We start from the raw sequence: 23,047 nt of genomic DNA, 5'->3' as shown, positions 1-23,047 counted from the left end.
ATAAATTACGCCTTAAACCAATCCAGCAAGGTGTCGAATCGATAGGTAGGAAGGTTGTCCTTCCGTTGCACCTCTTGCGGGGAAGTAACGCCGCCCGCCACATGAGCGGTATCGATCCCAAACCGGATGCCCGCCATGATATCCGTATCATAATTATCGCCGATCATGATCATTTCTTCTTTCTCGTATTGCTGATCTTGTTGAATGAGACGGAGCATAGACGGCTCAGGCTTTCCTACAAACAAGGGCTTCTTGCCGGAAGCCGACTCCATCAATGCAACAAAGGAGCCATTGCCCGGCACGAGCCCTCTTTCGGTAGGGAAGGCCCTATCACTATTGGTCGCAATGAAATGTGCCCCTTGGCGTAAAGCCAGGCAAGCTTCCGCCAATTTTGCGTACGAAATCTGGCGGTCGATTCCCATGACAACTACGTCAGGATGCTTCCCCGTCAATTGAATCCCTTCCAACTCAAGCGCCTCTTCCAATCCCCTTTCCCCGATCATCATGACCGTCCCGCCAGCAAAATGCTCCGCGCAATATTTGGCTGCGGCGATTGCCGATGTCATGATCCGTCCGGGATCTGCTTGAATGTGGAAAGAAAGCAATTTCTCCCGGATCTGCTCCCGAGTCATCGAAGAATTATTGGTGATAAAATAAGGTTCTACGCCCTGTTTCTGTAATCGATCAATAAAAGTGACCGCTTCCGGGATAGGCTCGATCCCTTTGTAGACCGTCCCATCCAAATCAAGACAAACCGCTTTGTATCGTTCCATCGTTCACTCCGTTTCCGGCAAGAAAGCGGAGACCGGTCCAAGTTCGTTTTCCAGGTAGTGCAAAACACGACTTGGAAATTCCTGAAGGGATTCTATTGTCACTGTCAGGACTCCATCGATTTTCCGATGATCCACTTCTGTGAATTCACGGACGATCATTTTCCGTAGATCGATCACTTGCTTCAACGGCTGAGCCATCTCGTTTGTAATGACCTGTTCGTCTTCCATGATATCGATAATATCTTCATAACTGCCCGGATCTCGCATGATGAAACCATCAATCATCGAGTTGCCGACATCGATAATCGACTCGATGATTACATGTGCAATACGCTCCAAGGCAAGTGTATGGATTTCATCCTCTACCCATCCATTCCCGCTTTTATATAAGATAAGCACGCTCTCCATCTTTTCAAGCGTCCCACTAATGCGTTTCCGATCGATAAAATACATATGTTTCCCTCCGTATCGTGTAGTTCCTTATCATGATACCATAACCCTCGATTCACACGTACTGCCCATATTCGACTCGTCTAAATGTCCATATAATTTTGCACGACAAAAAACCCGCTCACAAATCAAATGATCTGCAACGGGTCATATTGTCATTCTTTCTCGGCTGCAGGACTGGATTCCTGCTTGACGCGGCTGGCTTTTTTTAAGACAAAATAGGCGCAGCCGAAATTACAGTATTCATATAAATAGTCTTGCAACGTGCTGATTTTCGTTTCATAGGTGGCTTTTTGGTTTCGGTCATCGAAGAAACCTTTCAGACGAAGCTGACCATATCCCCAATCTCCCAAAATATAATCATATTTGAGCAGGATGTCACTATAGCGGGCCAGGAAAGCTTCTTCGTTGAAACCGTTACGGTAGTCGGTCACGATTTCGAACTGCCAATTATCAACTGTGATCATTTACCTTTCACCGCCATCTTCCGGTTGAATAGAACGCCAATGCGTTATGATGACAGACGCCACCGCCTTCGATCTGGAATGCGGGGCGTCCTGCGTACCTCATATTAATACCAAGAACTATTCTCAGCTTTGCAGCGATTCCAGTTGCTCGTCCCCTAGACGCTGTCTTTCCCGAGCGGCCGCATTCACTTGTTCATCCGCATGATAACTCGAGCGGACTAATGGACCTGCCTCACAATGGGAGAAGCCTTTGGACATGGCGATTTTCCGTAATTCTGCAAACTCTTGCGGGGAATAATATTTTTGCACTTTCAAATGTTTTTTCGTCGGTTGCAAATATTGACCGATCGTCATGATATCCACTTTATGTGCGCGAAGGTCATCCATCGTTTCGAGAATCTCCTCATGAGTCTCTCCTAGCCCTAGCATCAAAGATGATTTCGTAGGGATTTCCGGCTGCATTTCTTTGGCACGCAAGAGAAGTTCCAGGGAGCGGTCATAAGTTGCCCGAGCCCGGACCCTAGGTGTAAGTCGGCGGACCGTCTCAATATTATGGTTCAAGATATCAGGTTTTGCATCCATGAGCCGTTCCAGATTCTCATACACTCCGCCCATATCAGACGGCAAGACCTCTACAGTTGTAAACGGGTTTTTCCGGCGGATGGCACGGATCGTTTCAGCAAAAATTGCAGAGCCTCCGTCTTTTAGATCGTCACGGGCGACCGCTGTGACGACTGTATGCTTTAAATTCATCAATGCTACGGAATCCGCCACACGCTCCGGTTCAGCGATATCCAGCTCTGTCGGAAGACCTGTTTTCACCGCGCAGAATCGGCAAGCACGTGTACAAACGGCACCCAAAATCATGAAAGTAGCCGTCCGTCTTTCTCCCCAACATTCGTGAATGTTCGGGCAGCGGGCTTCTTCACATACAGTATGTAGGTTTTTCTCCCGCATCATTTTTTTCAAATCTTTATAGTTGTCATTCGTATTTAATTTAATTTTCAACCAGTCCGGTTTTTTAACATGGTCCGTACGATTTCCTTGCTCCGGTCTACATGACAAGCCGATCAACCCCATTCTTCTCGCTACTGAATTATGTTTCGCTACCTGTTGTCAATGTACCATATTTTCAAACTCCAAACAACCATACCTAACTGCACCACTACACGATGGGGATCAGCAGAATCCGGTCCAAAAAATAGAAAAGCGCCTGTTTACCAGGCGCTTTGACTCATGTCCGTTGTTTTGATTTGGAAACTGCATTGAAGATACTTGCCGCGAGTCCTCCCCAAATGACGAGGATTCCAATAACCATCATTAAAATAGCTCCACCGCTCATAATGAATCCTCCTTATCGTTTATCATAATCAGATGAATTCAATGTGTTGGAATTCCATTTGAAGATTGTGAAGATGACAGCCGCAACGATTGCAAAAATTGCGACCGACCACCCGCTGGTCCAGATGAAAGCATCTGAATACCCTTCATAGTTTCCGATGACATTGCCCTCTCCATCCTTATGCTGTTTCAAAAGGTTGATTTTCAATAAACCGAACATCATATAACCAAGTACAATCGGCGTGATGAATCTGAGACAGAACTTCCACCAACCACCCAAACGAATATCCGATATTTCATTTGCATGATTTTCAAAAACGTCCAGCTTTCTGAATACCCAAGCGATCAAGATGACTTCAATCAGCCCGATTGCAGCAATTCCGAATTGGTTGATGAAATAGTCGGCAGCATCCAAGAAGAATAGTCCGCCACGCGTTGCAAACAAGAGAGAAATGACTGCGGACAATCCAACACCGATGATCACTGATCTTCTTCTGGAAATATTGAACTTATCAGATACCCCTGCGATGTACGTTTCACATATGGAAACGAGAGATGTAAGCCCTGCCAAAACAAGTGACAAGAAGAATAATGCTCCGAAAAGACCGTTCATTCCCGGCATTTCATTGACTATCTGCGGGAAGACAACAAATGCAAGACCTACACCAGCAGATGCCACATCGGCTACAGCAACATTTGCTTGCGTTGCCATAAAGCCAAGGGCAGCAAATACCCCGATTCCTGCAAGCAACTCGAATCCTGAGTTTGCAAACCCTGTAATGAACGCATTGTTTGTTATATCCGATTTCTTAGGCAGATAACTGGAATACGTAATCATAATCGCAAATGCGATGGATAAGCTGAAGAAGATGTGACCGTAAGCGGCTACCCAAACAGTAGGATCAGCCAACTTGCTCAAGTCTGGTTTAAAAAACGCATCCAGCCCCAGAGCTGCCCCTTCCAATGTTACTGCACGCAAAACGACTAATAGAAAAACGACGACCAACGTCGGGATGAAAATCCGGTTCGCCAGCTCGATCCCCCGTTTGACACCCGCAAATAAAATAATGAAGGCGATAACCCATACTAGTAATAACGGGATTAATATGCCAGGAACGAATCCTCCCGCTTGGCCCGGTGTTTCAGCCAAGTTTAAAACGTCTCCGAATAAGAAACCTGCCGTGTCGGTTCCCCATGCCAAATTGAAGGAATAAATCGTGTACTTCATTGCCCATGCGATGATAACTGCATAATAGGTCGAGATGACGAAGGAAACAAATATTCCCCACCATCCGATCCACTCCGCCTTTTTCCCGCTCATTCGGAAAAAAGATAATGGTGCGGATCCACGGTACTTATGACCCATTGTGAATTCCATAATTAAAATCGGAATTCCGGCAGTCAATAATGCGAATAAATAAGGAATAAAAAATGCACCGCCGCCATTTTCGTATGCTACATACGGAAAACGCCAAATATTACCCAGACCAACTGCTGAACCGACTGCCGCCAATACAAAACCGGCTCTCGTTCCCCATTGTGAACGTTGTTCCATGCTTCTTTCCCCCTTCTCCATTTAATTATGAAAGCGCTTTCTTTAAAAGAGACTTTCAAACTATTCAAATCTAAAATTAGTATAAACATTTATAAAAGTATTGTCAAAACAATTATTTATCTGAAATATTATTTTATAAAAGAAAGAAGTGACAATCCTAGTTATCACTTCTTTCCTCCTGCATTATCAGACAGAATGTACTGCAACTTTTTTACTTTTCGTTAGCAAAAATGCAAATAATAGTACAAGCACTACCAATATGCCCACCAATCCCATCCAAACAGAACCTGTTAGTCCGAGTATGATATATCCCAATGTCGCAACGCCTGCGCAAATTAATGCGTAAGGCAATTGGGTAGCCACGTGATCAATATGGTTACAACCCGCCCCCGTGGATGACAGGATTGTCGTATCGGAAATCGGTGAACAGTGGTCCCCAAACACCGCCCCTGCAAGGACTGCGGACAAGGCAGGCAATAGCATTTCCGGTGCCATGTCAATCATGATCGTCCCAGCTATTGGGATCAGGATACCAAATGAGCCCCACGATGTCCCTGTAGAAAACGCCATCAGCCCTGCCAAGACAAACATGATGGCTGGTAGGAAGGCAATCGGCAGATTCGCTTTGGAAATCACTTCGGAGAGGAACACTCTAGTTTCCAATTGATCAATCAGGAAAGTGAGCCCCCACGCAAAAATCAAAATTAATACTGCTGGCATCATCGCTTTGATACCTGACAGGAAAGCACGGCCGACCAACGAATAAGAAGCGGTCGGATTCATTTTCATTTGCAGCACATACAACAGGACAGCAATCGCAGTTCCCGAAAGCCCTCCGATCAATAACGAAAACGGCACATCTGTATTTTCAAAGATGGACCAGATATTCATCGAGCCGCCTGCTTTATACCCCGTCCAGACCATCATGGCAAGAGTAATTCCGACGAGTGTCAGAATCGGTGCAGCCAAATCACGGACACGGCCAGCTGAGTGTTCGGGAAATTCCTCTTTTAATTGTCCTGGGATATCCTTGTTCGGATCATATAAAACACCAGTTGCAGTCGCCCGATCCTCATGTTTCTTCATTTCAAAGAAATCAATATTCGTCCAAGCTAGGAAGAATACCATGGCAAGTGTGGCAACGACATAGAAGTTCATCGGCGCCATCATGACGAAGGCAGATAATGGAGAGTAGCTGATCGCAGCCACTCCACCGAACAATAGGGCCAATTGTCCGATCAGATATGCCCCCCAGCTTGAAATCGGGGAGATAACGCAAATCGGGGCTGAGGTGGAGTCTATGAAATAAGCTAATTTCGCCCGGGATATTTTATGTTCATCCGTGATGGGACGTGCAATTTGCCCGACCGCTAACGCATTGAAATAATCGTCGACGAAGATGGCAATTCCGAGAAAAACGGTCAATAATTTAGCTCCGCGTTTCGTTTTCACACGTTGGATCGCCCATTTGGCGAATGCACGGCTACCTCCGGATAAACTGACCAAGGCGGTGATTACGCCGAGCAATAATAAAAAGAGCATAATATAAATATTATACGTATTCAGTGCACCGGCATCCCAGATGGATACCGTCATCGCTTTCCAAACATTCGTTGCCGATTCAGCCGGTGCAAACGAAGCGGCCAAAAGGGCTGCTGCCAAGATACCCGCACCAAGTGACAACAATACGCGTTTCGTTATCAATACCATCAGGATGGCGATTATTGGCGGTAAGATTGATACCCATGTTCCGGTCATTCCTATATTCCTCCGTTTCGACGGGACGAAGCCTTCCGGGGGAATAAAAAGCCGACTGCCTTCAACACTGTCAGGAGTGCATCAGGAGCCGGCTTCATCTACGTTTCGTTTGTCGGATATGTTCATCTAACGTACGATTGTAGCTCATCACTCGTCTATCCGACGACTGACAGTATTATCCCTATTCGGAATAAACCCAATCAGCAGGAATTCGACCATACCTGGCTGACTTCGGCAAAACTTCCTTTCACACATGGTCCTAGACGTCACTCTCGCATGTGATACTCTTAAGCAATGCAGCCTCTACCCTATCGATATTTTTAGTTACTATATCAGCCTATCAATAATTCCGCCGATTTTCAAGGCTTTATTGGGCTTCGGGCAGGGGCACCGGGATTTCGAGTGAAGGGGTACTGCCTTCTCCGCGATTGTAAATATGTGGAACCGTTCCACGGATCAGTCCGATGGCGACAGGAATCTTTTGCTCGATGACACTTTTTCGTGTTGCCAAAGGGACAATGATTTGTACGTTTACTTTTAAAGCGATATTAACTTCCACGTAGGCATTGTTAATGCCAAATTCCCTGATATCTGTTTCGACAGTGGCACTGACGTCGCCGATGACATGAAAACGGATTGGAATTTTAGGCCCTAGGTTTCCAAGCATTGGAATATTAGTCGCCTGCCCGATGGGAACGAAAAAAACGACACCGCCGTGACTCTCCATTTTTTGTGGATCATATTCAATATCCTCCTGCATCGGGAGCATGTCGAGATTTCCGGCTTCCGCTTGTTCCAAATGAGCCTCTACCAAACTATGAATCTCTGCCATCGCCCTGCTAATGATTTCCGTATTGAATTTAGTGGTTACCATCCCGGAATCGTCGGGAATGTTGACGATAATTTCATTGATGTCCAGTACATCCGCCGTCCGTGAATTAATCGCTTTGCTGATGACATGTGCCGCAATCTTTTGTGTTTGCACTTCCGCATATTGAACATAGATTGGAGTGAGTCTCATATTGACAATGTAGAAAAACAGGGCAATCGCGATGATAGTCCCAGGTATCAGGAGTGGCATCCATTTCCACTTTTTTTTCCTCGATCTGCGCCGAACCTCATGAAATCTCAAAACGACTCCTCCTGCTGTTACCCTATGCAGGAAAGGAGCCGTTCATTCATCCGTTTGCGGCTTTTGCTGGAATGATTCAAGCCGAAAATATTCCGTTCCATACCAACCAAAGACATCGCGAATCAATTCAGGCATATAATACTCTTTTTCCGCGACTTGCATGGTAGGGAAAAAATAGCCAAATGTAAACATATCCAGCGTTGCGAGTTTATAGGTCTCATCAGGGACGACTTCCCGATTCCCCGCGAATAATTTACCGGCACGGTTTTTATATAATCTCTCATGGATCATCGCACCCATCAAGGCACCCCGGAATCCGAGTCCTTTGATTTCGATATGGGGCCATTCTTCGTTTAAGGATAGCTCATAAATATTCTTCAATTCGGCTCCATCCAAGGTAACCACACAAGGATTGATCGGATGCGGGAGGAGGGAGTGAAGATCTTTTTTCGTTACCCAGCCCGCATCCAGGCTGCCCAGGAAAATCCCCGCATTGAACATGGCGCAATCGGCCTCGGTATAGGTAATTAACGCTCGTCCGAAAAAGGATGACAGCGGGCTTGTTGCGAACAAGTTTTGCGCCAACGGAAACGGGTTATGGAACACCTTCTCTTCCATGGCACGCTTTCCGTCTTCCATCAGCTCTTTCACTTCCTGCACATCGGAATCCGAAAGTTTCATCCGATCTGCACGATGCACCGTTGCTTCCTTATGCGAGATCTGTTTTAGTCCGCCATTCCACTGGATGACCACTTCCCCGACATACTCTCCGTACTTCCCTGTAGCAGCTAATAGCGTATTGCCGACGAATTCACCCTTCGGGAATAAATGATGCGTGTGCGCTCCGAAAATGACGTCGATCAAACTGCATTCGGATGCGAGTAGCCTATCTTCATTCACCCCTAAGTGGGATAAGCAGACAATGATATCGGTTTCCGCCTCAAGCTGTTCCGCCATTCTTTTCAATTGCTCGCGTCCCGGGATGATTTCCCAGCCAAGCTTCGAGTAGAATACCGGGTACGGAGCCGTTGCACCTATGATGCCGATTCGCGTCCCTAATTCAGTTGTATAGATTTGATAGGGTTTCGACCATTTCGGCCGGGAACCGTCCAGTTCGTACAGATTGCCTAGGATAACGTCGAAACGTGCTCCTTGGTACAAGGTGTTCAACGCTTTTTTAGACATTGTGATTCCTTCGTTGTTGCCGATGGTCACCGCGTCGTATCCTGCGGAATTGAGCAATGCAATATTGCCGAGTCCATTCGTACCTTCTGTAAATGGATGTGAGCGATCGACGTGATCGCCGATATCCAGCATGAAACAGGCCTCTGAACGGGCGATGTGCTCCTCTTTTCGAGTACGGAGGAAGCGGCTGATCTGCGGCCAACTTTCGAAATGGCTATGAATATCATTCGTATGATAAAAATGGATCGTTTCGTTTATCTGTTTCATATCTCATCCCCAAATTCCGTCGACTATCGACCTGACTCCGAATAATAACAGCATAAGCCGCAACACCAAGACCAATGTTTCCGAATTCATCTTCCGATTCAACATGGACCCGATCATCCCTCCGATGTACGCCCCAGGTATGACCGGCAGCGTATATAGCCAAGGGACATGTCCCAAAGATATATGCGAAATGGAATTGACGATGGCGGATAGGAACACGATGAACATGGATGTGCCGACTGCTACATGTGGCGGGAATAAAAAAAGGAGGATCATGGCTGGCACAATCATCGTTCCGCCCCCGATGCCGAAAAGGCCGGACATAAATCCGATCCCCAATGACAATAGCAGAGCGAACCAAATAGGATAGCCATACACATGGGACTCCCCTTCTTTATCCACAAAGGTGAGCGGTTTTCCGCGCTCGACAAACCAATGGATCGGCTTCATATACTTACGCGCCAATAACAGGGTGGACAGCAATAATAACAATATGCCGAAATAGAGATTGAATGAAGGCAAGTCCATCCCTTTATTCACAAAGGCGCCAATTACCGTTCCAGGAACGGAGCCTGCGAAGAAAATCCAACCTGTCCGATAGTCGACGGTTCCCCCTTTCACGTGAGAAAGCGTAGAAGACAAGCCATTGAAAATCATCATGATCACCGATAGACCAACAACACTCTGGGGAGTGATCCCCTGTATCCAACCTAAGTCGATGCCGATAAGCAGGGTGAGCGGGACAAGGATTGTCCCGCCACCGAGGCCCACAAGGGAGCCCATGATACCCGAGATGGCGCCGATCAATGCCAATAACAAAAACGCCATCAAGATTCCTCCCCGAATATGTCCAGTTGCTTTGGTGCCAATGCGCGAGTGCCAAGCCCCAACATCTTTTGAAAGCGCTTGGCATTTTCAGCCGCATGGCCACCGGAATTATTATTGAAAATGACAAACACTTCTTCACATTCGTTCTTCAACTGTTCCGTCGCTTGTCGGATTTCCTCTAATTCACTATCCGTATAATCATACAAATAGCGGACCTTCCGCCAAGCCGCGCTATCCCCGGTCGTATTCCGCCATCCTGCAACATTCCGTCCATGAAGGCGGATGAAAGCCTTATCTGAGCGCGTAGCGGCTGCTACCAACGGAACACTGCCTTCCCCGGCTTGCGGTTCGTCACAAACCGTATGGATCAAATCGAGTTCCTTTAAGAAATCAAGCGTCTTATCACGGAGTCCATCCGAGTACCACGATTGATGCCGGAATTCGATGGCGATATCAAAGCCTTCCAGCTGACGCCGAATGTCCCTGATCTGCTCGACATGCTCGCGTTTGCAATCAAACCAAGGCGGATATTGCACTAAAATCATGGCAAGTTTCCCCGCCTCTTGCAAAGGCCCGATAGATAAGCGGAAAAGTCGGAACATTTCTTCCGGCGACTCATACGGGATTCTTCCCCTCTGATGGCCGGTCATCCCCTGATACGCCTTAACGATAAACTGAAAGGAATCCGGCGTCTCCGCAATCCATTTCCGGATATTGCGTTCTGGCTGGATGGCATAAAAGGAAGAATCCAACTCGACAATCGGAAAGTGGGTACTATAATCAATCAATTTATCCTTCTTATTGGAAGTCGGTGAATATACATCGGGATGATCCCCCCATCCCGTCAAACCAACGTGGATCATGGGAAATCCCTCCTTTATTATGAATCAAGTAGTTCTATCATAGCATAAGCCCCAAAAACAGTCGTGCCATTTGCAAGCGGTGAACTTCCTCTAAACGTTTCTCTCGTACATCGAAACGTTTGCCCTGAACCTAGAAACGTTCGATGACTGCCTCACAACATTTCCCTTGAACCTCGAAACGTTTTCACCACCTCACAACGTATCCCGCGAACCTCGAAACATTCTGCTTCCGCCTCGAAACGTTTGCCTTGAACCTCGAAACGCTTGGGTCCAACCTCACAACATTCCCGCTCAACCTCTAAACGACCGAGCACCTCCCAACGTTTTTCACTCAGCTCCAGACGTTTGATGCCTACCTCTAAACATTTCACCCGCACCTCCAAACGCTTCCCCCAAACCTCGAAACGTTTTCACCACCTCGCAACGTATCCGACGAACTTTGAAACATTCTCCCTCCCCCTCAAAACGTTTCTCTTGGACCTCGAAACGCTCGAAGCCAGCCTTAAAACAATTCCAACAAACCTCCAAACGATTTCACCACCTCACAACATATCCGACGGACTCCGAAACATTCGAAGCCAGCTTCAAAACATTCCCAATCAACCTCGAAACGTTGCCCCCACACAAAAAAGAGCAGCTATTCCCAATTGGTTATAGCTGCCCTTTTCTATATTGGTCCTACCTTTCAATAAACGGGCCTAAAAGTCTTTACCGACAATTACTTTCCACTTGTTTTTTTGTTGCTGAATAGGGAATTTTAGCTCTACTTGCCCACTAGCATCTACTATTGATACTGTTGCTTCAAACTCGGTTGGACTTAAAGTAGAGAGTTCGATGATTCGTGTTTCCGAGACTGTTGAATCGATATCTAAGTAATTTTCCAATTGCACTTTTTTGTCAGGAAACCTCAAGTCATCCGATAGATCGACTAATGTTGTCGTATCATTCTCCTCCAAAGCCTTTAAATAACTTTGTAAAAGTCCCTCAACTTCCATTTCTGGAGTAAGTGCTGCTCCTGCTGAACAGCCGACTAGGAATAATAGAAGTAGTAATCCTATTGAGATTTTTTTGCCCATTTCATATCACCTCGCTATGTACGAATTAATATATTAGTAGTTTTATTCTAAACACTATAATACCATTAATTTGGAATTAAAGGTATAATTATTCCAAAATTGACAAATAGGGGGACTTTTTATGAAGAATGTATTAAGGTTTTTATTGTTCGCTGTATTTTTATTTTCAACGCCATTAATGTCACAGGCAGAGGAAATAAAAGATAAAAATGCTGGAGAGGTTATTGACACTTATTTGACAGGTATCGTCGAAAATGATGTTCAGACAGTTGTGGATAATGTGGATGATACACGTTACAATTCCCTAGAACAACAAATCTCAGAATACGAAATTATGTTAGTAAAAGATAAGGTAGTAAATTATGAAATCTTAAGTAGTAAAATTATTTCGAACAATGAAATTAAGTATATTGTGAAATTGGAATATGCAACAGGTGAAATTTCTGAACTACCAATTCTGATGATAAATGAAGATTCAACCTGGAAAGTCAACGTTACATATTCTTCATTAGAAAATTAAGAATATAAAATATTACGTGAAACAACTTTAAAAACTAACTTGTTGGAAACTCCAGTCGTCTCAAATATCGCGCCAAATGCTACACACTTCCTTTGTGATTGGAGATTTACTGGAAGACGAGCTAATACCACTTTTTATTCAGATTGTACTTTTAATATAAATAGATCTGATGCAATGGTAAATTTGATAGTTACCCAAGAAACTTCTCCAGCTTTAAACCTAGGTATAAGTTATACTATTGTGCAAAAGAAATTACTTGGAGATGAAGTATGGGGAAGTAGATATGTAAGTGGAACAAGAACTAGTAATTACACCACTTCAATAACTGGAAAAAGCACTACTTTTTCAGGTGCCAAAATTAGATTTCAAACTGATTCCCACTATGAAAACCCAGCTTTTTCCGGAGTAGGTGCAATATATTAATTGACCAGCTTTTAAGAAACAACAAGAAGTGGTTATTTTCAGACAAAAGGGTTGGAAATCGAATCGATTTCCAACCCTTTTTAATCTTTAATGGATTCTATGCGAGAAGGAAAAAAGGGAATCCCTTTTTTTATCTGCTAGGCCATGGAAGAAGTTCTTCATGTCCAAAGCTAATTTCCCGCGTTTATCCAATACTGCCTTCCATTTCGAACTTGATCAATCTATTCATCTCAACCGCATATTCCATCGGAAGTTCTTTCGTGAATGGCTCGATGAAGCCCATGACAATCATTTCTGTCGCTTCCAGCTCAGGAATACCGCGGCTCATCAAGTAGAAGAGCTGCTCTTCCGAAACTTTGGAAACTTTCGCTTCGTGCTCGAGTGAAATATTGTCATTGAAGATTTCATTATATGGAATTGTGTCGGATGTCGACAATTTATCCATGATGAGCGTATCACACTCGATGTTCGCGCGAGCGCCATCCGCACGGCGGCCGAAGTGGACGACTCCGCGATATGTCACTTTCCCGCCATGTTGGGAAATGGACTTCGACACGATCGTGGACGACGTATTCGGTGCCAAGTGCATCATTTTTGCCCCTGCGTCTTGGTGTTGCCCTTTTCCTGCCAATGCGATGGACAATGTCAAACCACGTGCACCTTCACCTTTTAGGATACATGCAGGGTACTTCATCGTCAGTTTCGAACCGATGTTACCATCAATCCATTCCATCGTTGCATTCTCTTCACAGACTGCGCGTTTCGTAACAAGGTTGTAAACGTTGTTCGCCCAGTTCTGGATGGTCGTATAACGGCAATACGCGTCCTTTTTAATAATGATCTCAACGACCGCACTGTGGAGTGAATTCGTTGTGTAGACAGGTGCTGTACATCCTTCTACGTAGTGGACACTTGCCCCTTCATCGACAACGATCAACGTACGCTCGAATTGCCCCATGTTCTCCGAGTTGATCCGGAAATAGGCTTGCAACGGCGTGTCGACTTTGATGCCAGGTGGTACGTAGATGAAGGAACCACCCGACCATACAGCAGAGTTCAATGCCGCAAATTTATTGTCCGTGTTCGGGATGACCGTACCCCAATACTTTTTGAACAGTTCTTCGTTTTCCCGAAGGGCGGAATCCGTGTCCTTGAAGACGATTCCCATATCTTCGAGATCTTCTTTCATGTTATGGTAAACAACTTCCGATTCGTATTGAGCGGAAACACCTGCAAGGTATTTCTGTTCCGCTTCCGGAATACCGAGTTTATCAAACGTACGCTTGATTTCCTCTGGAACTTCATCCCATGAACGTTCCGTTGCTTCGGAAGGTTTTACATAGTACGTGATTTCATCGAAATTCAGTGACATCAAGTCGCCGCCCCACTGAGGCATCGGCTTGCTATAGAAGATCTCCAGTGATTTCAAGCGGTAGTCCAGCATCCACTGCGGCTCTTTTTTCATATTGGAGATTTCTTCAACAATTTCACGCGTCAATCCACGTTCCGAACGGAAAACAGATACGTCCTTATCAGCAAAACCATATTTGTAATCGCCGATTTCCGGCATTTTTTTAGCCATTTATACTTCCTCCGTCCCCTTAATTTTCGGAGTCGTTGCCGACACCTTTTTCCATGGCTTTCCAAGCGAGCGTCGCACATTTAATACGCGCCGGGAATTTAGCCACCCCGGACAATGCTTCGATATCGCCTAGATCGAGGGAGTCATCAAAATCCTTGCCTAACATCATATCAGAAAAAACGTGGGCGACTTTAACCGCTTCATCCACATGCTTCCCTTTGATCATCTGTGTCATCATGGATGCGGATGCCATGGAGATGGAGCAGCCTTCACCTTCGAACTTTGCATCTTGGACTATATCGTCTTCCACTTGAAGGGTCAAATGAATGACATCACCGCAAGTCGGGTTGTTCATATCGACTGTAACATTGCTATCGCCGATAACCCCTTTATTCCTTGGGTTTTTATAATGATCCATAATGACAGACCGATACAGTTGATCCAGCTTATTAGTAGACATCACTGAAATACTCCTTTGCCGCCTTCAGTCCGTTCACGAGGAAGTCCACATCCTCTACCGTGTTGTAGATGTAGAAGCTGGCTCGGGCTGTTGCCGATACGTCCAACCACTTCATCAGCGGTTGTGCACAATGATGGCCTGCCCTGACGGCGATGCCGTTCATATCGAGTACCGTTGCTACATCATGAGGATGAACTTCTTGGAGGTTGAACGTCACAATTCCAGCTCGTTTTTTAGGATCTTGTGGACCATAAATGGTTAAACCATCGATCTCTGACATGCGCTCCATGGCATATTCCGCCAGCTCGTGTTCATGCCGTTCAATATTGTCCAAGCCAATTTCCTCAAGGAAATCAATCGCTGCTCCTAGACCAATGGCACCCGCAATGATTGGAGTCCCACCTTCAAACTTCCACGGCAGTTCTTTCCACGTCGATTCATAAAGACCGACAAAATCAATCATCTCGCCGCCAAATTCAATTGGATCCATTTTTTCGAGCAGCTCTTTTTTCCCGTACAGAACACCGATTCCAGTCGGTCCACACATCTTGTGACCCGAAAAGGCCAAAAAGTCACAGTCCAGCTTTTGGACATCAAGCTTCAGATGGGGAGCCGCCTGGGCACCGTCCACTACCATGACGGCGCCATGGGCATGCGCAATTTCCGCAATTTCCTTGATTGGGTTCATTGTGCCAAGAACGTTTGAGACGTACATGACGGAAACGATTTTCGTACGGTCCGTAATGGCTTCCCGTACTTTATCCAATGACAACGTTCCATCTGCGTCCAAATCGATATATTTTAAAACAGCGCCTTTTTCCTTCGCTAATTGCTGCCAAGGGATGATGTTGGAATGGTGCTCCATATAAGTGATGACGATTTCATCGCCTTCCCCTACATTCATCCTCCCGTAGCTTTGTGCAACTGTGTTCAACGCTGTTGTTGCACCACGCATGAAAATGACTTCTTCCGTCGACTTGGCGTTAATGAATTTACGGACTTTTTCACGAGCCCCTTCATAACCTTCTGTCGCCCGGTTTCCAAGAGAGTGCACACCACGGTGCACGTTGGAATTATCGTATTTGTAATATTTGCTAATTGCTTCTATTACTTGCAATGGCTTTTGAGATGTAGCGGCACTATCCAAGTAAACGAGTTTGTGCCCATTAATTTCTTGATCAAGAATGGGGAAATGGTTGCGGATCTCTTTACTGAGCATTAGCGCACTTTCCTTTCAATAACCTCCGTCAATTGCTTCTTGACACTTTCGATCGGTAGTTTGCTGACGACCGGCGCCAAGAATCCATGAATTACGAGGCGTTCTGCTTCTTTCTGTGAAATACCACGGCTCATTAAGTAAAATAATTGCAGTGGATCGACACGACCGACGGAAGCCGCGTGACCTGCTGTCACATCATCTTCATCGATCAGCAAAATCGGGTTGGCATCTCCGCGGGCTTTCTCACTTAGCATCAAGATACGGGATTCTTGTACTGCGTTCGATCTTGTTGCGCCTTTGGCGATTCTTCCAATTCCATTGAAGATAGAAGAGGAAGCCTCTTTCATCACGCCGTGTTTTAGAATGAACGCATCCGTATCCAATCCCCAGTGTACGATTTCGGAAGTGAAATTCTGTCTCTGCTCGCCGCGGCCTACTACGACAGTTTTCATGTCGCTGGAAGATCCGTCGCCAATGAGATGGGTGATGTTTTCAGATATCGTATCGCCATCATTCATTAATCCGAGTGCCCATTCGATCCGACTCGTACGACCAGCCACTCCACGGCGGTTGACATAGGTCGTCATCCCTTTGGCCAGGACATCCACCGCTCCGTATATGACTTTGGCGTTGTCACCCGCAAACACTTCAGAGACGATATTGACGATTCCTTTGCCCTCTTCGACAGTCGACAGGTAGTTCTCGACGTATGTCACTGAACTATTTGCCTCCGCCACGACAAGAACGTGGTTAAATAAAGACACTTCCTCCTTGTCATGAAGGAATAGCACTTGCAATGGCTCTTCGACAACGACGTTTTTCGGAACGTATACGAAGACGCCGCCGTTTACCAATGCAGCATGAAGGGCAGTCAATTTATGCTCATCGACTTTGACGCCATCTGTCATATAATACTTTTTCACAAGCTCGCCATGTTCGCGGGAAGCTGTGAAAATATCCGTCAGGATGACGCCCTTTGCTTGCAGGTCTTCACTTAGAGAAACAAATGCCGGCGTATTATTATGTTGAATATAGATATTCTTCTGCTGTGCTTCATCGATCAAAGCCTTTGCTTCTTCCGGAAGATCAGCAAGTGTATGATAAACCTCGTCCTCGGCCGCATGGACCGGGAATTCAGTGAAATTCCATTTATCAATCTTTGTTTTGTCTGGTTTTGGCAATGGAAGCTGTTCCACTTTCGCCAATGCGTCCGCACGGAAATCCGCCATCCAATCAGCTTCATTCACCTTTGCGGAGTAGGAGCGGACATCTTGTTCGGTCAATGCCAACTTTGTTTCAACCGTCATTTTATCTCGTCTCCTCCCTTATGCTTCTTGCCCGACAGTTTCGTCTTCGATGCCAAGTTCTTCTTTGATCCAATCGTAACCTTGCTCTTCCAATTTTTTCGCCAATTCAGCTCCGCCCGATTTCACAACTTTCCCTTGCATCATAACGTGGACGTAATCCGGCGTAATGTAGTTCAGAAGGCGCTGATAGTGTGTGATCATCAAGCAACCAAACCCTTCGCCGCGCATTTCATTAATTCCATTGGAAACAATTTTCAATGCATCGATATCTAAACCAGAGTCGATTTCATCGAGAATGGCGAATTTTGGTTTCAACATCATTAACTGAAGAATTTCGTTCCGTTTTTTCTCCCCGCCCGAGAATCCTTCATTCAAATAACGAGTCGCCATATCTTCGTCCATTTCAAGCAGTTCCATCTTGCTATCCAATTCACGGATGAATTTCATGAGGGAAATTTCATCGCCTTCTTCACGCTTAGCATTGATGGCTGAACGTAGGAAATCAGCATTCGTTACTCCTGTAATTTCACTTGGGTATTGCATTGCAAGGAAAAGACCTGCATTTGCGCGCTCGTCCACTTCCATCTCCAATACGTCTTCGCCGTCCAGTGTCACGGATCCGGAAGTCACTTCATATTTCGGATGACCCATGATTGCTTGGGCCAATGTAGATTTCCCTGTACCGTTCGGACCCATGATTGCATGGATCTCATTTGTATTGATCGTCAAGTTGACGCCTTTCAAGATTTCCTTGCCTTCAATTTCGACATGAAGGTCTTTGATTTCCAAAGTTGCCATTCCAATACCTCCAATATGATGAACGAATACTCATTCCAAATTAGTATCATTCTAATCTTACCGTATAAACCACTCCCATGCAAATCATTGAGAATTACATCATTTTGACGGCATCTTTATTTTAAGCCATTCGCAACGGGGAGTTAATCCTATTCTTCTATTTTCAATTATACTAGTCTTATTGAGAATAAACCTCAGTGAAAAAAGCCGACGGATACTGCGTCGGCTTAGTTTTATGCACCTTATCGGGCTTCCAAGTTCTTCGGTTCTTCGACAGATCCGTCAACTGCTGGCGTGAATTTGTCGACAATAATGGCCAAAGCCCCATCTCCCGTCACATTGGCAGCTGTGCCAAAGCTATCTTGTGCCATATAGAGGGCAATCATCAGAGCAACCATTGATTCGTCAAATTGCAGCATCGAACTCAGCAAGCCGACAGCAGCCATTACCGCACCGCCAGGAACTCCAGGGGCCGCAATCATCGTTACACCAAGCATTAAGATGAATGGCAAGTAGGAAGCAAATTCCACAGGCAAGTTATTCATTAGCAGGACACCGATCGAACAGGATACTAAAGTGATCGTACTTCCGGACAAATGGATGGTCGCAAATAACGGGATTGTAAAGTCCGTGACACGTTCCGAAGCACCTGTTTGGCGTGCTTGCCGCAGCGTAACAGGAATGGAAGCTGCCGAAGATTGCGTGCCGATCGCCGTCAAATAAGCCGGAACCATCGTTTTCATTAAGACGAATGGATTGCGTCTTGCAAGTGAGCCCGCAACCGAATATTGGATTGTCAACATGGTTAGATGGAGCACAATGATCATGGCGAAAACAAAGGCGAAAACAGATAGTACCTTCGCCACTTCACCAGTGTAAGTCATGTTGAGGAAAATACCGAAAATATGCACAGGCAATAAAGGGATGATAACATTCGAAATTACCTTTTCAATTAATACATTGAGTTCTTCAAACACAGCGAGCAAGGATACGCTTTTGATGGAGGCCATACCGATTCCAAATAAGAAAGCTACGATCAAAGCCGCCATAACTCCCATGATTGGCTCCATTTCCAGTTCAAAAAACGAAGTGGCAGCAGCCTTCCCTGCATTTTCAACAACTGAATCGCCCGGTTTATGAATCACATTCGGCAACAGGGTCGTTGCCACAAAATAAGCCAGAACCCCTGCAAAAATAGTGGAGAGATAAGCAAAAACCGTAGCAAGACCGAGCAGTTTCCCGGACCCCGTCCCAAGCTTTGCAATCCCCGGCGCGATGAAAGCGATAATGATCAGGGGCACGATAAAATTAAGAAACCCACCGAATAGCATATTGAACGTAGCAAAAAGACGGGTGAAATTCGTAGCGAGCCCCTCATGTATGTTCGGAAGGAGGATTCCCATTCCCACGGCCAATCCGATAGCAATCAGGATTCTCCCGATCAGACCAATTTTCCACTTCACTATATGTCCTCCTCAAATGAACAGATGTATTATTTTATAAGCAAAATCACCTTATCATATCTTTATGGGCTTGGGAATAGTGTGAAAAACATTTGTATTTTTCAATCTTTATCATCATAGAACCTGCATGGGAAAGGGTGGTTTAACCAATATAAAAAGCTGCCTCGACACCGGAAAACCGGATCGAGACAGCCAAGATAATTATTGTTCCACTGGAACGACTGAGCCGCCCCACTCTTCCAGGATGAAATCTTGAATTTCTTTCGACTTCAACACTTCAACCAACGCTTTGATCGAATCTTTGTTTTCATCGCCTTCACGGACAGTGATGATATTAACATAAGGCGAGTCTGTTTCTTCAAGTGCAATTGCGTCTTCCAACGGATTTAAACCTGCGTCAATGGCATAGTTTGAGTTGATGAGAAGTGCATCGCCTTCCCCATTATTGTACAGTTGGGGCATCAATGCAGGCTCATAGTTCGGATCGAATTGAAGATTTTTTGGATTCTCCACAATATCTTCCAACTCCGCTTTCACTTTCTCCACGCCGTCTTTCAGTTTGATAAGCCCATTCTCTTCCAGCATGGCAAGCACGCGACCATGGTCAGAGACCGAATTACTGATTAAGATAGTTGCACCTTCCGGTAATTCCTCAAGAGTTTTGTATTTTTGGGAATACACGCCGATCGGTTCGATGTGGATAGCCCCTGCATTGACAAAATCATAGCCAAAATCTGCAATTTGACCTTCCAGATACGGGATATGTTGGAAGTAGTTCGCATCCAAAGTTTTTGATTCTAAATCTTTGTTCGGCAATACATAGTCTTGATAGGTTTCAATTTCCAGTTCAAAACCTTTTTCCTCCAATAATGGCTTAGCTTCTTCTAGAATAACCGCATGTGGTGTATTGGAAGCTCCAACAACAATTTTAGTCAATTCTTCTTGTTTGTTTTCTTCCCCTTTATTTGCTCCGTCAGTTGTACTTTGACCGCTAGTTCCTGTATCTTTCGTTCCGCAAGCGGCAAGGGACAGGACAAGTATCGCAAATAGGATTCCAGCTAAAAGCTTCTTCATCTAGTTCATTCTCCTTTATTGTTTGGTTTTTATAGTAAACAGGGAACCCGTAACCTACTGTCGACACGTTGCCCGACTTTTCATAAGTATGTACAAGGTTTCCTGTTATTCCCTGAAGTATTACCGTTTGTCCAACTGCTTGACAATCATGTCTCCAATCATTTGGATAATGAAAACAATGATTAAGATTAAAATGGTCGCCATTAATGTAACGTCATCTCGACCACGTTGGAAACCATCCAGATAGGCAAGATTTCCAAGACCTCCCGCCCCGATGATTCCCGCCATGGCGGTATATCCGACAAGCGCAATAGCAGTCACCGTGATGCCTGAGATGAGCGCTGGCATGGATTCCGGAAGTAACACTTTAAAAATGATCGTCCGCGTTTTTGCGCCCATCGACTTGGCAGCTTCAATAACGCCTTTATCGATTTCCTGCAAAGCTATCAACACCATTCTGCCATAAAACGGCGCGGCCCCGATGATCAGGGCTGGCAACGCTGCATTCGGTCCACGCATCGTGCCAACGAGGAATGTTGTAAATGGTATTAACAATATGATCAGGATGATAAAAGGAATCGAGCGGAATATATTGACGACCGCGCCTGTTACGACGTTGACGAATCTATTTTTCCATAGCTGCCCGGGACTTGATAAAAACAGCAGCACGCCGAGCGCAATCCCTAGTACGAATGTGAAAAACGTTGAAATGGCCGACATATACAATGTCTCATAGGTCGCTTCCCACATTTTGTCCCATTTCACATTTGGAAACCATTCCTCAATCATTGCCGATCACCTCCGTCTGGACACCTTGCTCATGAAGATAGTGAATCGCTTCGGCAATCAATGTCTTCTCACCAACGAACTGAAGGATCAACGTTCCATAAGCCCCGCCCCGCGTCGTCGAAATATTGCCTTGCACAATATTAACATCGATTGTAAATTTCCGGATGAGACTGGCGAGGACCGGTTGTTCTGTTTGCTCTCCAACGAAAACAAGTTTGATCAATTCACCGGTTGGTATTTCTTCCTTCATATGGCTTAACGCCTGCTTCGTTTCAGCTGGCTCCGTCAACTGGGAGACGAAGCGCTTGGTAATCTCGGCTTGTGGTGACTGGAAAACATCGAGGACATTGCCCATTTCAACAACTTTCCCGGACTCCATGACAGCCACCCGATGGCAAATTTTCCGAATGACGTGCATTTCATGTGTTATCAGGACAATCGTCAGCCCCAGCCGCTCATTGATGCTCGTCAACAGATCCAATATGGAATCCGTCGTCTCTGGATCGAGAGCGGATGTCGCTTCATCACATAGAAGGACCTCGGGATCATTGGCCAGTGCACGGGCTATGCCGACACGCTGTTTTTGACCACCCGATAATTCGGAGGGATAGGCATTTTCCCGGCCGGCCAATCCTACCAAGTCTATCAATTCATTTACTTTCCGTTCGCGGTCCGCTTTTCGGACCCCTGCGATTTCAAGCGGAAACGCAATATTTTCTTTAACCGTGCGAGACCAAAGCAAATTGAAATGCTGGAAGATCATACTGACCTTTTGCCGTGCCTCCCGCAACTCTCTGCCTTTGATTGCCGACATTTCCCGGCCGCCGATGAAGACATTTCCACTGGTCGGCATCTCCAGGCCATTCAACAGACGGATTAATGTACTTTTCCCCGCGCCACTATATCCGATGATGCCGAAAATTTCCCCATCCGCAATTTCAAGCGACACAGAATCCACTGCCCGAATACGGGTTGAACTCGTGCCGAACTCTTTATTGACATCTGATAACCGAATCATCTTCTCACCTCTACAAAAATCAATTACGCCTCGGCGTAATTGTGAATCGAACAGCGAAGGGTTCGATTTGCCGTATTTCTGCGTTCTTTGCAGAAATCAAGGCACTTTCAGGCGTCGTGGAAAAAGACTATTTCCATCTGAACTCCCTCAAAATCGGACACCCGCTGAATAAAAATAAAAAACCTTCCCGCAGACGGCAGAAAGGCTTGACGTTTTCATTAGGAATGAATGTCCATCCGATCTCTCATCTTTCAAAGCGTCCGCTTTGCGTGATTTGGCACCATTTCACTTGCGTGACGGTTGCCGGGTTTCATCGGGCACTATCCCTCCACCACTCTTAATAAGAGTAAACTATTCAAATGACAAAACAAAATTTATCATATGAAGGCTCCTGATGTCAACCGATTTTCTCAAGAAGATACGGAACCGAATGGAAAGCATAAATCTTATGTTCGATTCGGCCATCTTTCTGAATTAAAAGACAAGGAACACTTTCGATTTCATAATCCACAGCCAAAGACTGCTCGTAATTCAGATCTGCTTTACCTATTGGTAAAGCCGGCTTCATAGCTGCGACGACCTCCATCATTTTGCTGGCGACGGCACATGTTCCACACATCGGCGTATATAAATAATAGACAGCCGTTTGAGACTTATCTATATGGCTTTCCCATTTTTCTCGAGTCCAAATTTCCAATT

Annotated in this window: 25 protein-coding genes and 2 riboswitches; of the genes, 2 read left to right on the top strand and 23 right to left on the bottom strand. The window is 45.5% G+C overall.

All coding sequences use genetic code 11. From position 1 onward, the window contains the following. Window positions 1–5 precede the first annotated feature (5 nt). The 13 genes from AB1K83_RS12915 to AB1K83_RS12855 form a co-directional block, all read right to left on the bottom strand. A complete protein-coding gene (locus AB1K83_RS12915; RefSeq protein ID WP_413058607.1) occupies window positions 6–773 on the bottom strand; it encodes a TIGR01457 family HAD-type hydrolase in 768 nt (255 codons plus the stop codon). A gap of 3 nt (window positions 774–776) precedes the next feature. Continuing rightward, entirely contained in the window at window positions 777–1,226 is a 450-nt protein-coding gene (locus AB1K83_RS12910) for a DUF86 domain-containing protein (protein ID WP_413058606.1), read from the bottom strand. Between the two features lie 152 nt (window positions 1,227–1,378). Then, the gene (locus AB1K83_RS12905; RefSeq protein WP_413058605.1) at window positions 1,379–1,690 is read right to left on the bottom strand and encodes a YutD family protein; all 312 of its coding nucleotides are present in this window, start codon (window positions 1,688–1,690) and stop codon (window positions 1,379–1,381) included. Window positions 1,691–1,813: 123 nt separating this feature from the next. Next, window positions 1,814–2,770 carry a lipoyl synthase gene (gene lipA / locus AB1K83_RS12900; RefSeq protein WP_413058604.1) on the bottom strand — a complete coding sequence of 319 codons (957 nt, stop codon included), beginning with the start codon at window positions 2,768–2,770 and terminating at the stop codon, window positions 1,814–1,816. 154 nt (window positions 2,771–2,924) lie between these two features. Continuing rightward, window positions 2,925–3,032 (bottom strand): methionine/alanine import family NSS transporter small subunit, encoded by a 108-nt coding sequence (locus tag AB1K83_RS12895; protein WP_413058603.1) that lies wholly within the window; start codon window positions 3,030–3,032, stop codon window positions 2,925–2,927. 12 nt (window positions 3,033–3,044) lie between these two features. Continuing rightward, the gene (locus AB1K83_RS12890) at window positions 3,045–4,586 is read right to left on the bottom strand and encodes a sodium-dependent transporter (protein ID WP_413058602.1); all 1,542 of its coding nucleotides are present in this window, start codon (window positions 4,584–4,586) and stop codon (window positions 3,045–3,047) included. A 186-nt stretch (window positions 4,587–4,772) separates the two neighbouring features. Next, complete coding sequence (locus tag AB1K83_RS12885; protein ID WP_413058601.1) at window positions 4,773–6,344, bottom strand: Na+/H+ antiporter NhaC family protein; 1,572 nt, start codon at window positions 6,342–6,344, stop codon at window positions 4,773–4,775. 132 nt (window positions 6,345–6,476) lie between these two features. Continuing rightward, window positions 6,477–6,658: riboswitch (Lysine riboswitch) on the bottom strand. A 53-nt stretch (window positions 6,659–6,711) separates the two neighbouring features. After that, window positions 6,712–7,476: a sporulation protein YunB gene (yunB, locus tag AB1K83_RS12880; RefSeq protein WP_413058600.1), complete on the bottom strand. Its 765-nt coding sequence runs from the start codon at window positions 7,474–7,476 to the stop codon at window positions 6,712–6,714. A gap of 42 nt (window positions 7,477–7,518) precedes the next feature. Continuing rightward, window positions 7,519–8,928: a bifunctional metallophosphatase/5'-nucleotidase gene (locus AB1K83_RS12875; RefSeq protein WP_413058599.1), complete on the bottom strand. Its 1,410-nt coding sequence runs from the start codon at window positions 8,926–8,928 to the stop codon at window positions 7,519–7,521. A 3-nt stretch (window positions 8,929–8,931) separates the two neighbouring features. Beyond that, window positions 8,932–9,756, bottom strand: coding sequence for a sulfite exporter TauE/SafE family protein (locus AB1K83_RS12870; RefSeq protein ID WP_413058598.1), 825 nt, complete (start codon window positions 9,754–9,756; stop codon window positions 8,932–8,934). Next, entirely contained in the window at window positions 9,756–10,619 is an 864-nt protein-coding gene (locus tag AB1K83_RS12865; RefSeq protein WP_413058597.1) for a DUF72 domain-containing protein, read from the bottom strand. The genes AB1K83_RS12870 and AB1K83_RS12865 overlap by 1 nt, the downstream gene beginning before the upstream one ends. A 152-nt stretch (window positions 10,620–10,771) precedes the next feature. Next, window positions 10,772–11,002 carry a hypothetical protein gene (locus tag AB1K83_RS12860; protein ID WP_413058596.1) on the bottom strand — a complete coding sequence of 77 codons (231 nt, stop codon included), beginning with the start codon at window positions 11,000–11,002 and terminating at the stop codon, window positions 10,772–10,774. 315 nt (window positions 11,003–11,317) lie between these two features. Further along, complete coding sequence (locus AB1K83_RS12855) at window positions 11,318–11,695, bottom strand: hypothetical protein (protein WP_413058595.1); 378 nt, start codon at window positions 11,693–11,695, stop codon at window positions 11,318–11,320. Between the two features lie 121 nt (window positions 11,696–11,816). On the opposite strand from AB1K83_RS12855, the gene AB1K83_RS12850 reads away from it, so the two are divergent. Together AB1K83_RS12850 and AB1K83_RS12845 are read left to right on the top strand one after the other, a co-directional pair. Next, window positions 11,817–12,215, top strand: a complete 399-nt coding sequence (locus tag AB1K83_RS12850; RefSeq protein ID WP_413058594.1) for a hypothetical protein — start codon at window positions 11,817–11,819, stop codon at window positions 12,213–12,215. Between the two features lie 174 nt (window positions 12,216–12,389). Next, window positions 12,390–12,638: a hypothetical protein gene (locus AB1K83_RS12845; RefSeq protein WP_413058593.1), complete on the top strand. Its 249-nt coding sequence runs from the start codon at window positions 12,390–12,392 to the stop codon at window positions 12,636–12,638. Window positions 12,639–12,822: 184 nt separating this feature from the next. Here the strand turns inward: AB1K83_RS12845 and sufB are convergent, their stop codons facing one another. From sufB to AB1K83_RS12795, 10 genes are all read right to left on the bottom strand, one after another. Then, window positions 12,823–14,220: a Fe-S cluster assembly protein SufB gene (gene sufB, locus AB1K83_RS12840; protein WP_413058592.1), complete on the bottom strand. Its 1,398-nt coding sequence runs from the start codon at window positions 14,218–14,220 to the stop codon at window positions 12,823–12,825. Between the two features lie 19 nt (window positions 14,221–14,239). After that, window positions 14,240–14,680: a Fe-S cluster assembly sulfur transfer protein SufU gene (sufU, locus tag AB1K83_RS12835; RefSeq protein ID WP_413058591.1), complete on the bottom strand. Its 441-nt coding sequence runs from the start codon at window positions 14,678–14,680 to the stop codon at window positions 14,240–14,242. After that, on the bottom strand, window positions 14,670–15,899 hold the full coding sequence (locus AB1K83_RS12830) for a cysteine desulfurase (RefSeq protein WP_413058590.1): 1,230 nt from the start codon (window positions 15,897–15,899) through the stop codon (window positions 14,670–14,672). Before AB1K83_RS12830 ends, sufU begins: the two co-directional genes overlap by 11 nt. After that, the gene (gene sufD / locus AB1K83_RS12825) at window positions 15,899–17,206 is read right to left on the bottom strand and encodes a Fe-S cluster assembly protein SufD (protein WP_413058589.1); all 1,308 of its coding nucleotides are present in this window, start codon (window positions 17,204–17,206) and stop codon (window positions 15,899–15,901) included. Before sufD ends, AB1K83_RS12830 begins: the two co-directional genes overlap by 1 nt. An 18-nt stretch (window positions 17,207–17,224) precedes the next feature. After that, entirely contained in the window at window positions 17,225–18,004 is a 780-nt protein-coding gene (sufC, locus tag AB1K83_RS12820; protein WP_413058588.1) for a Fe-S cluster assembly ATPase SufC, read from the bottom strand. 242 nt (window positions 18,005–18,246) lie between these two features. Continuing rightward, window positions 18,247–19,467 (bottom strand): dicarboxylate/amino acid:cation symporter, encoded by a 1,221-nt coding sequence (locus tag AB1K83_RS12815; RefSeq protein ID WP_413058587.1) that lies wholly within the window; start codon window positions 19,465–19,467, stop codon window positions 18,247–18,249. A gap of 201 nt (window positions 19,468–19,668) precedes the next feature. Next, window positions 19,669–20,541, bottom strand: coding sequence for a MetQ/NlpA family ABC transporter substrate-binding protein (locus AB1K83_RS12810; protein WP_413058586.1), 873 nt, complete (start codon window positions 20,539–20,541; stop codon window positions 19,669–19,671). Window positions 20,542–20,661: 120 nt separating this feature from the next. Beyond that, the gene (locus AB1K83_RS12805) at window positions 20,662–21,330 is read right to left on the bottom strand and encodes a methionine ABC transporter permease (protein ID WP_413058585.1); all 669 of its coding nucleotides are present in this window, start codon (window positions 21,328–21,330) and stop codon (window positions 20,662–20,664) included. Continuing rightward, on the bottom strand, window positions 21,323–22,348 hold the full coding sequence (locus AB1K83_RS12800; RefSeq protein ID WP_413058584.1) for a methionine ABC transporter ATP-binding protein: 1,026 nt from the start codon (window positions 22,346–22,348) through the stop codon (window positions 21,323–21,325). Before AB1K83_RS12800 ends, AB1K83_RS12805 begins: the two co-directional genes overlap by 8 nt. A gap of 241 nt (window positions 22,349–22,589) precedes the next feature. Continuing rightward, a riboswitch (SAM riboswitch) is annotated at window positions 22,590–22,695 on the bottom strand. A gap of 50 nt (window positions 22,696–22,745) precedes the next feature. Then, window positions 22,746–23,045 carry a thioredoxin family protein gene (locus tag AB1K83_RS12795; protein ID WP_413058583.1) on the bottom strand — a complete coding sequence of 100 codons (300 nt, stop codon included), beginning with the start codon at window positions 23,043–23,045 and terminating at the stop codon, window positions 22,746–22,748. Window positions 23,046–23,047: the final 2 nt, after the last annotated feature.

The organism is Sporosarcina sp. 179-K 3D1 HS (assembly GCF_047228905.1).
GTDB lineage: Bacteria > Bacillota > Bacilli > Bacillales_A > Planococcaceae > Sporosarcina.
This window is presented reverse-complemented; position numbering and strand designations above follow the sequence as displayed.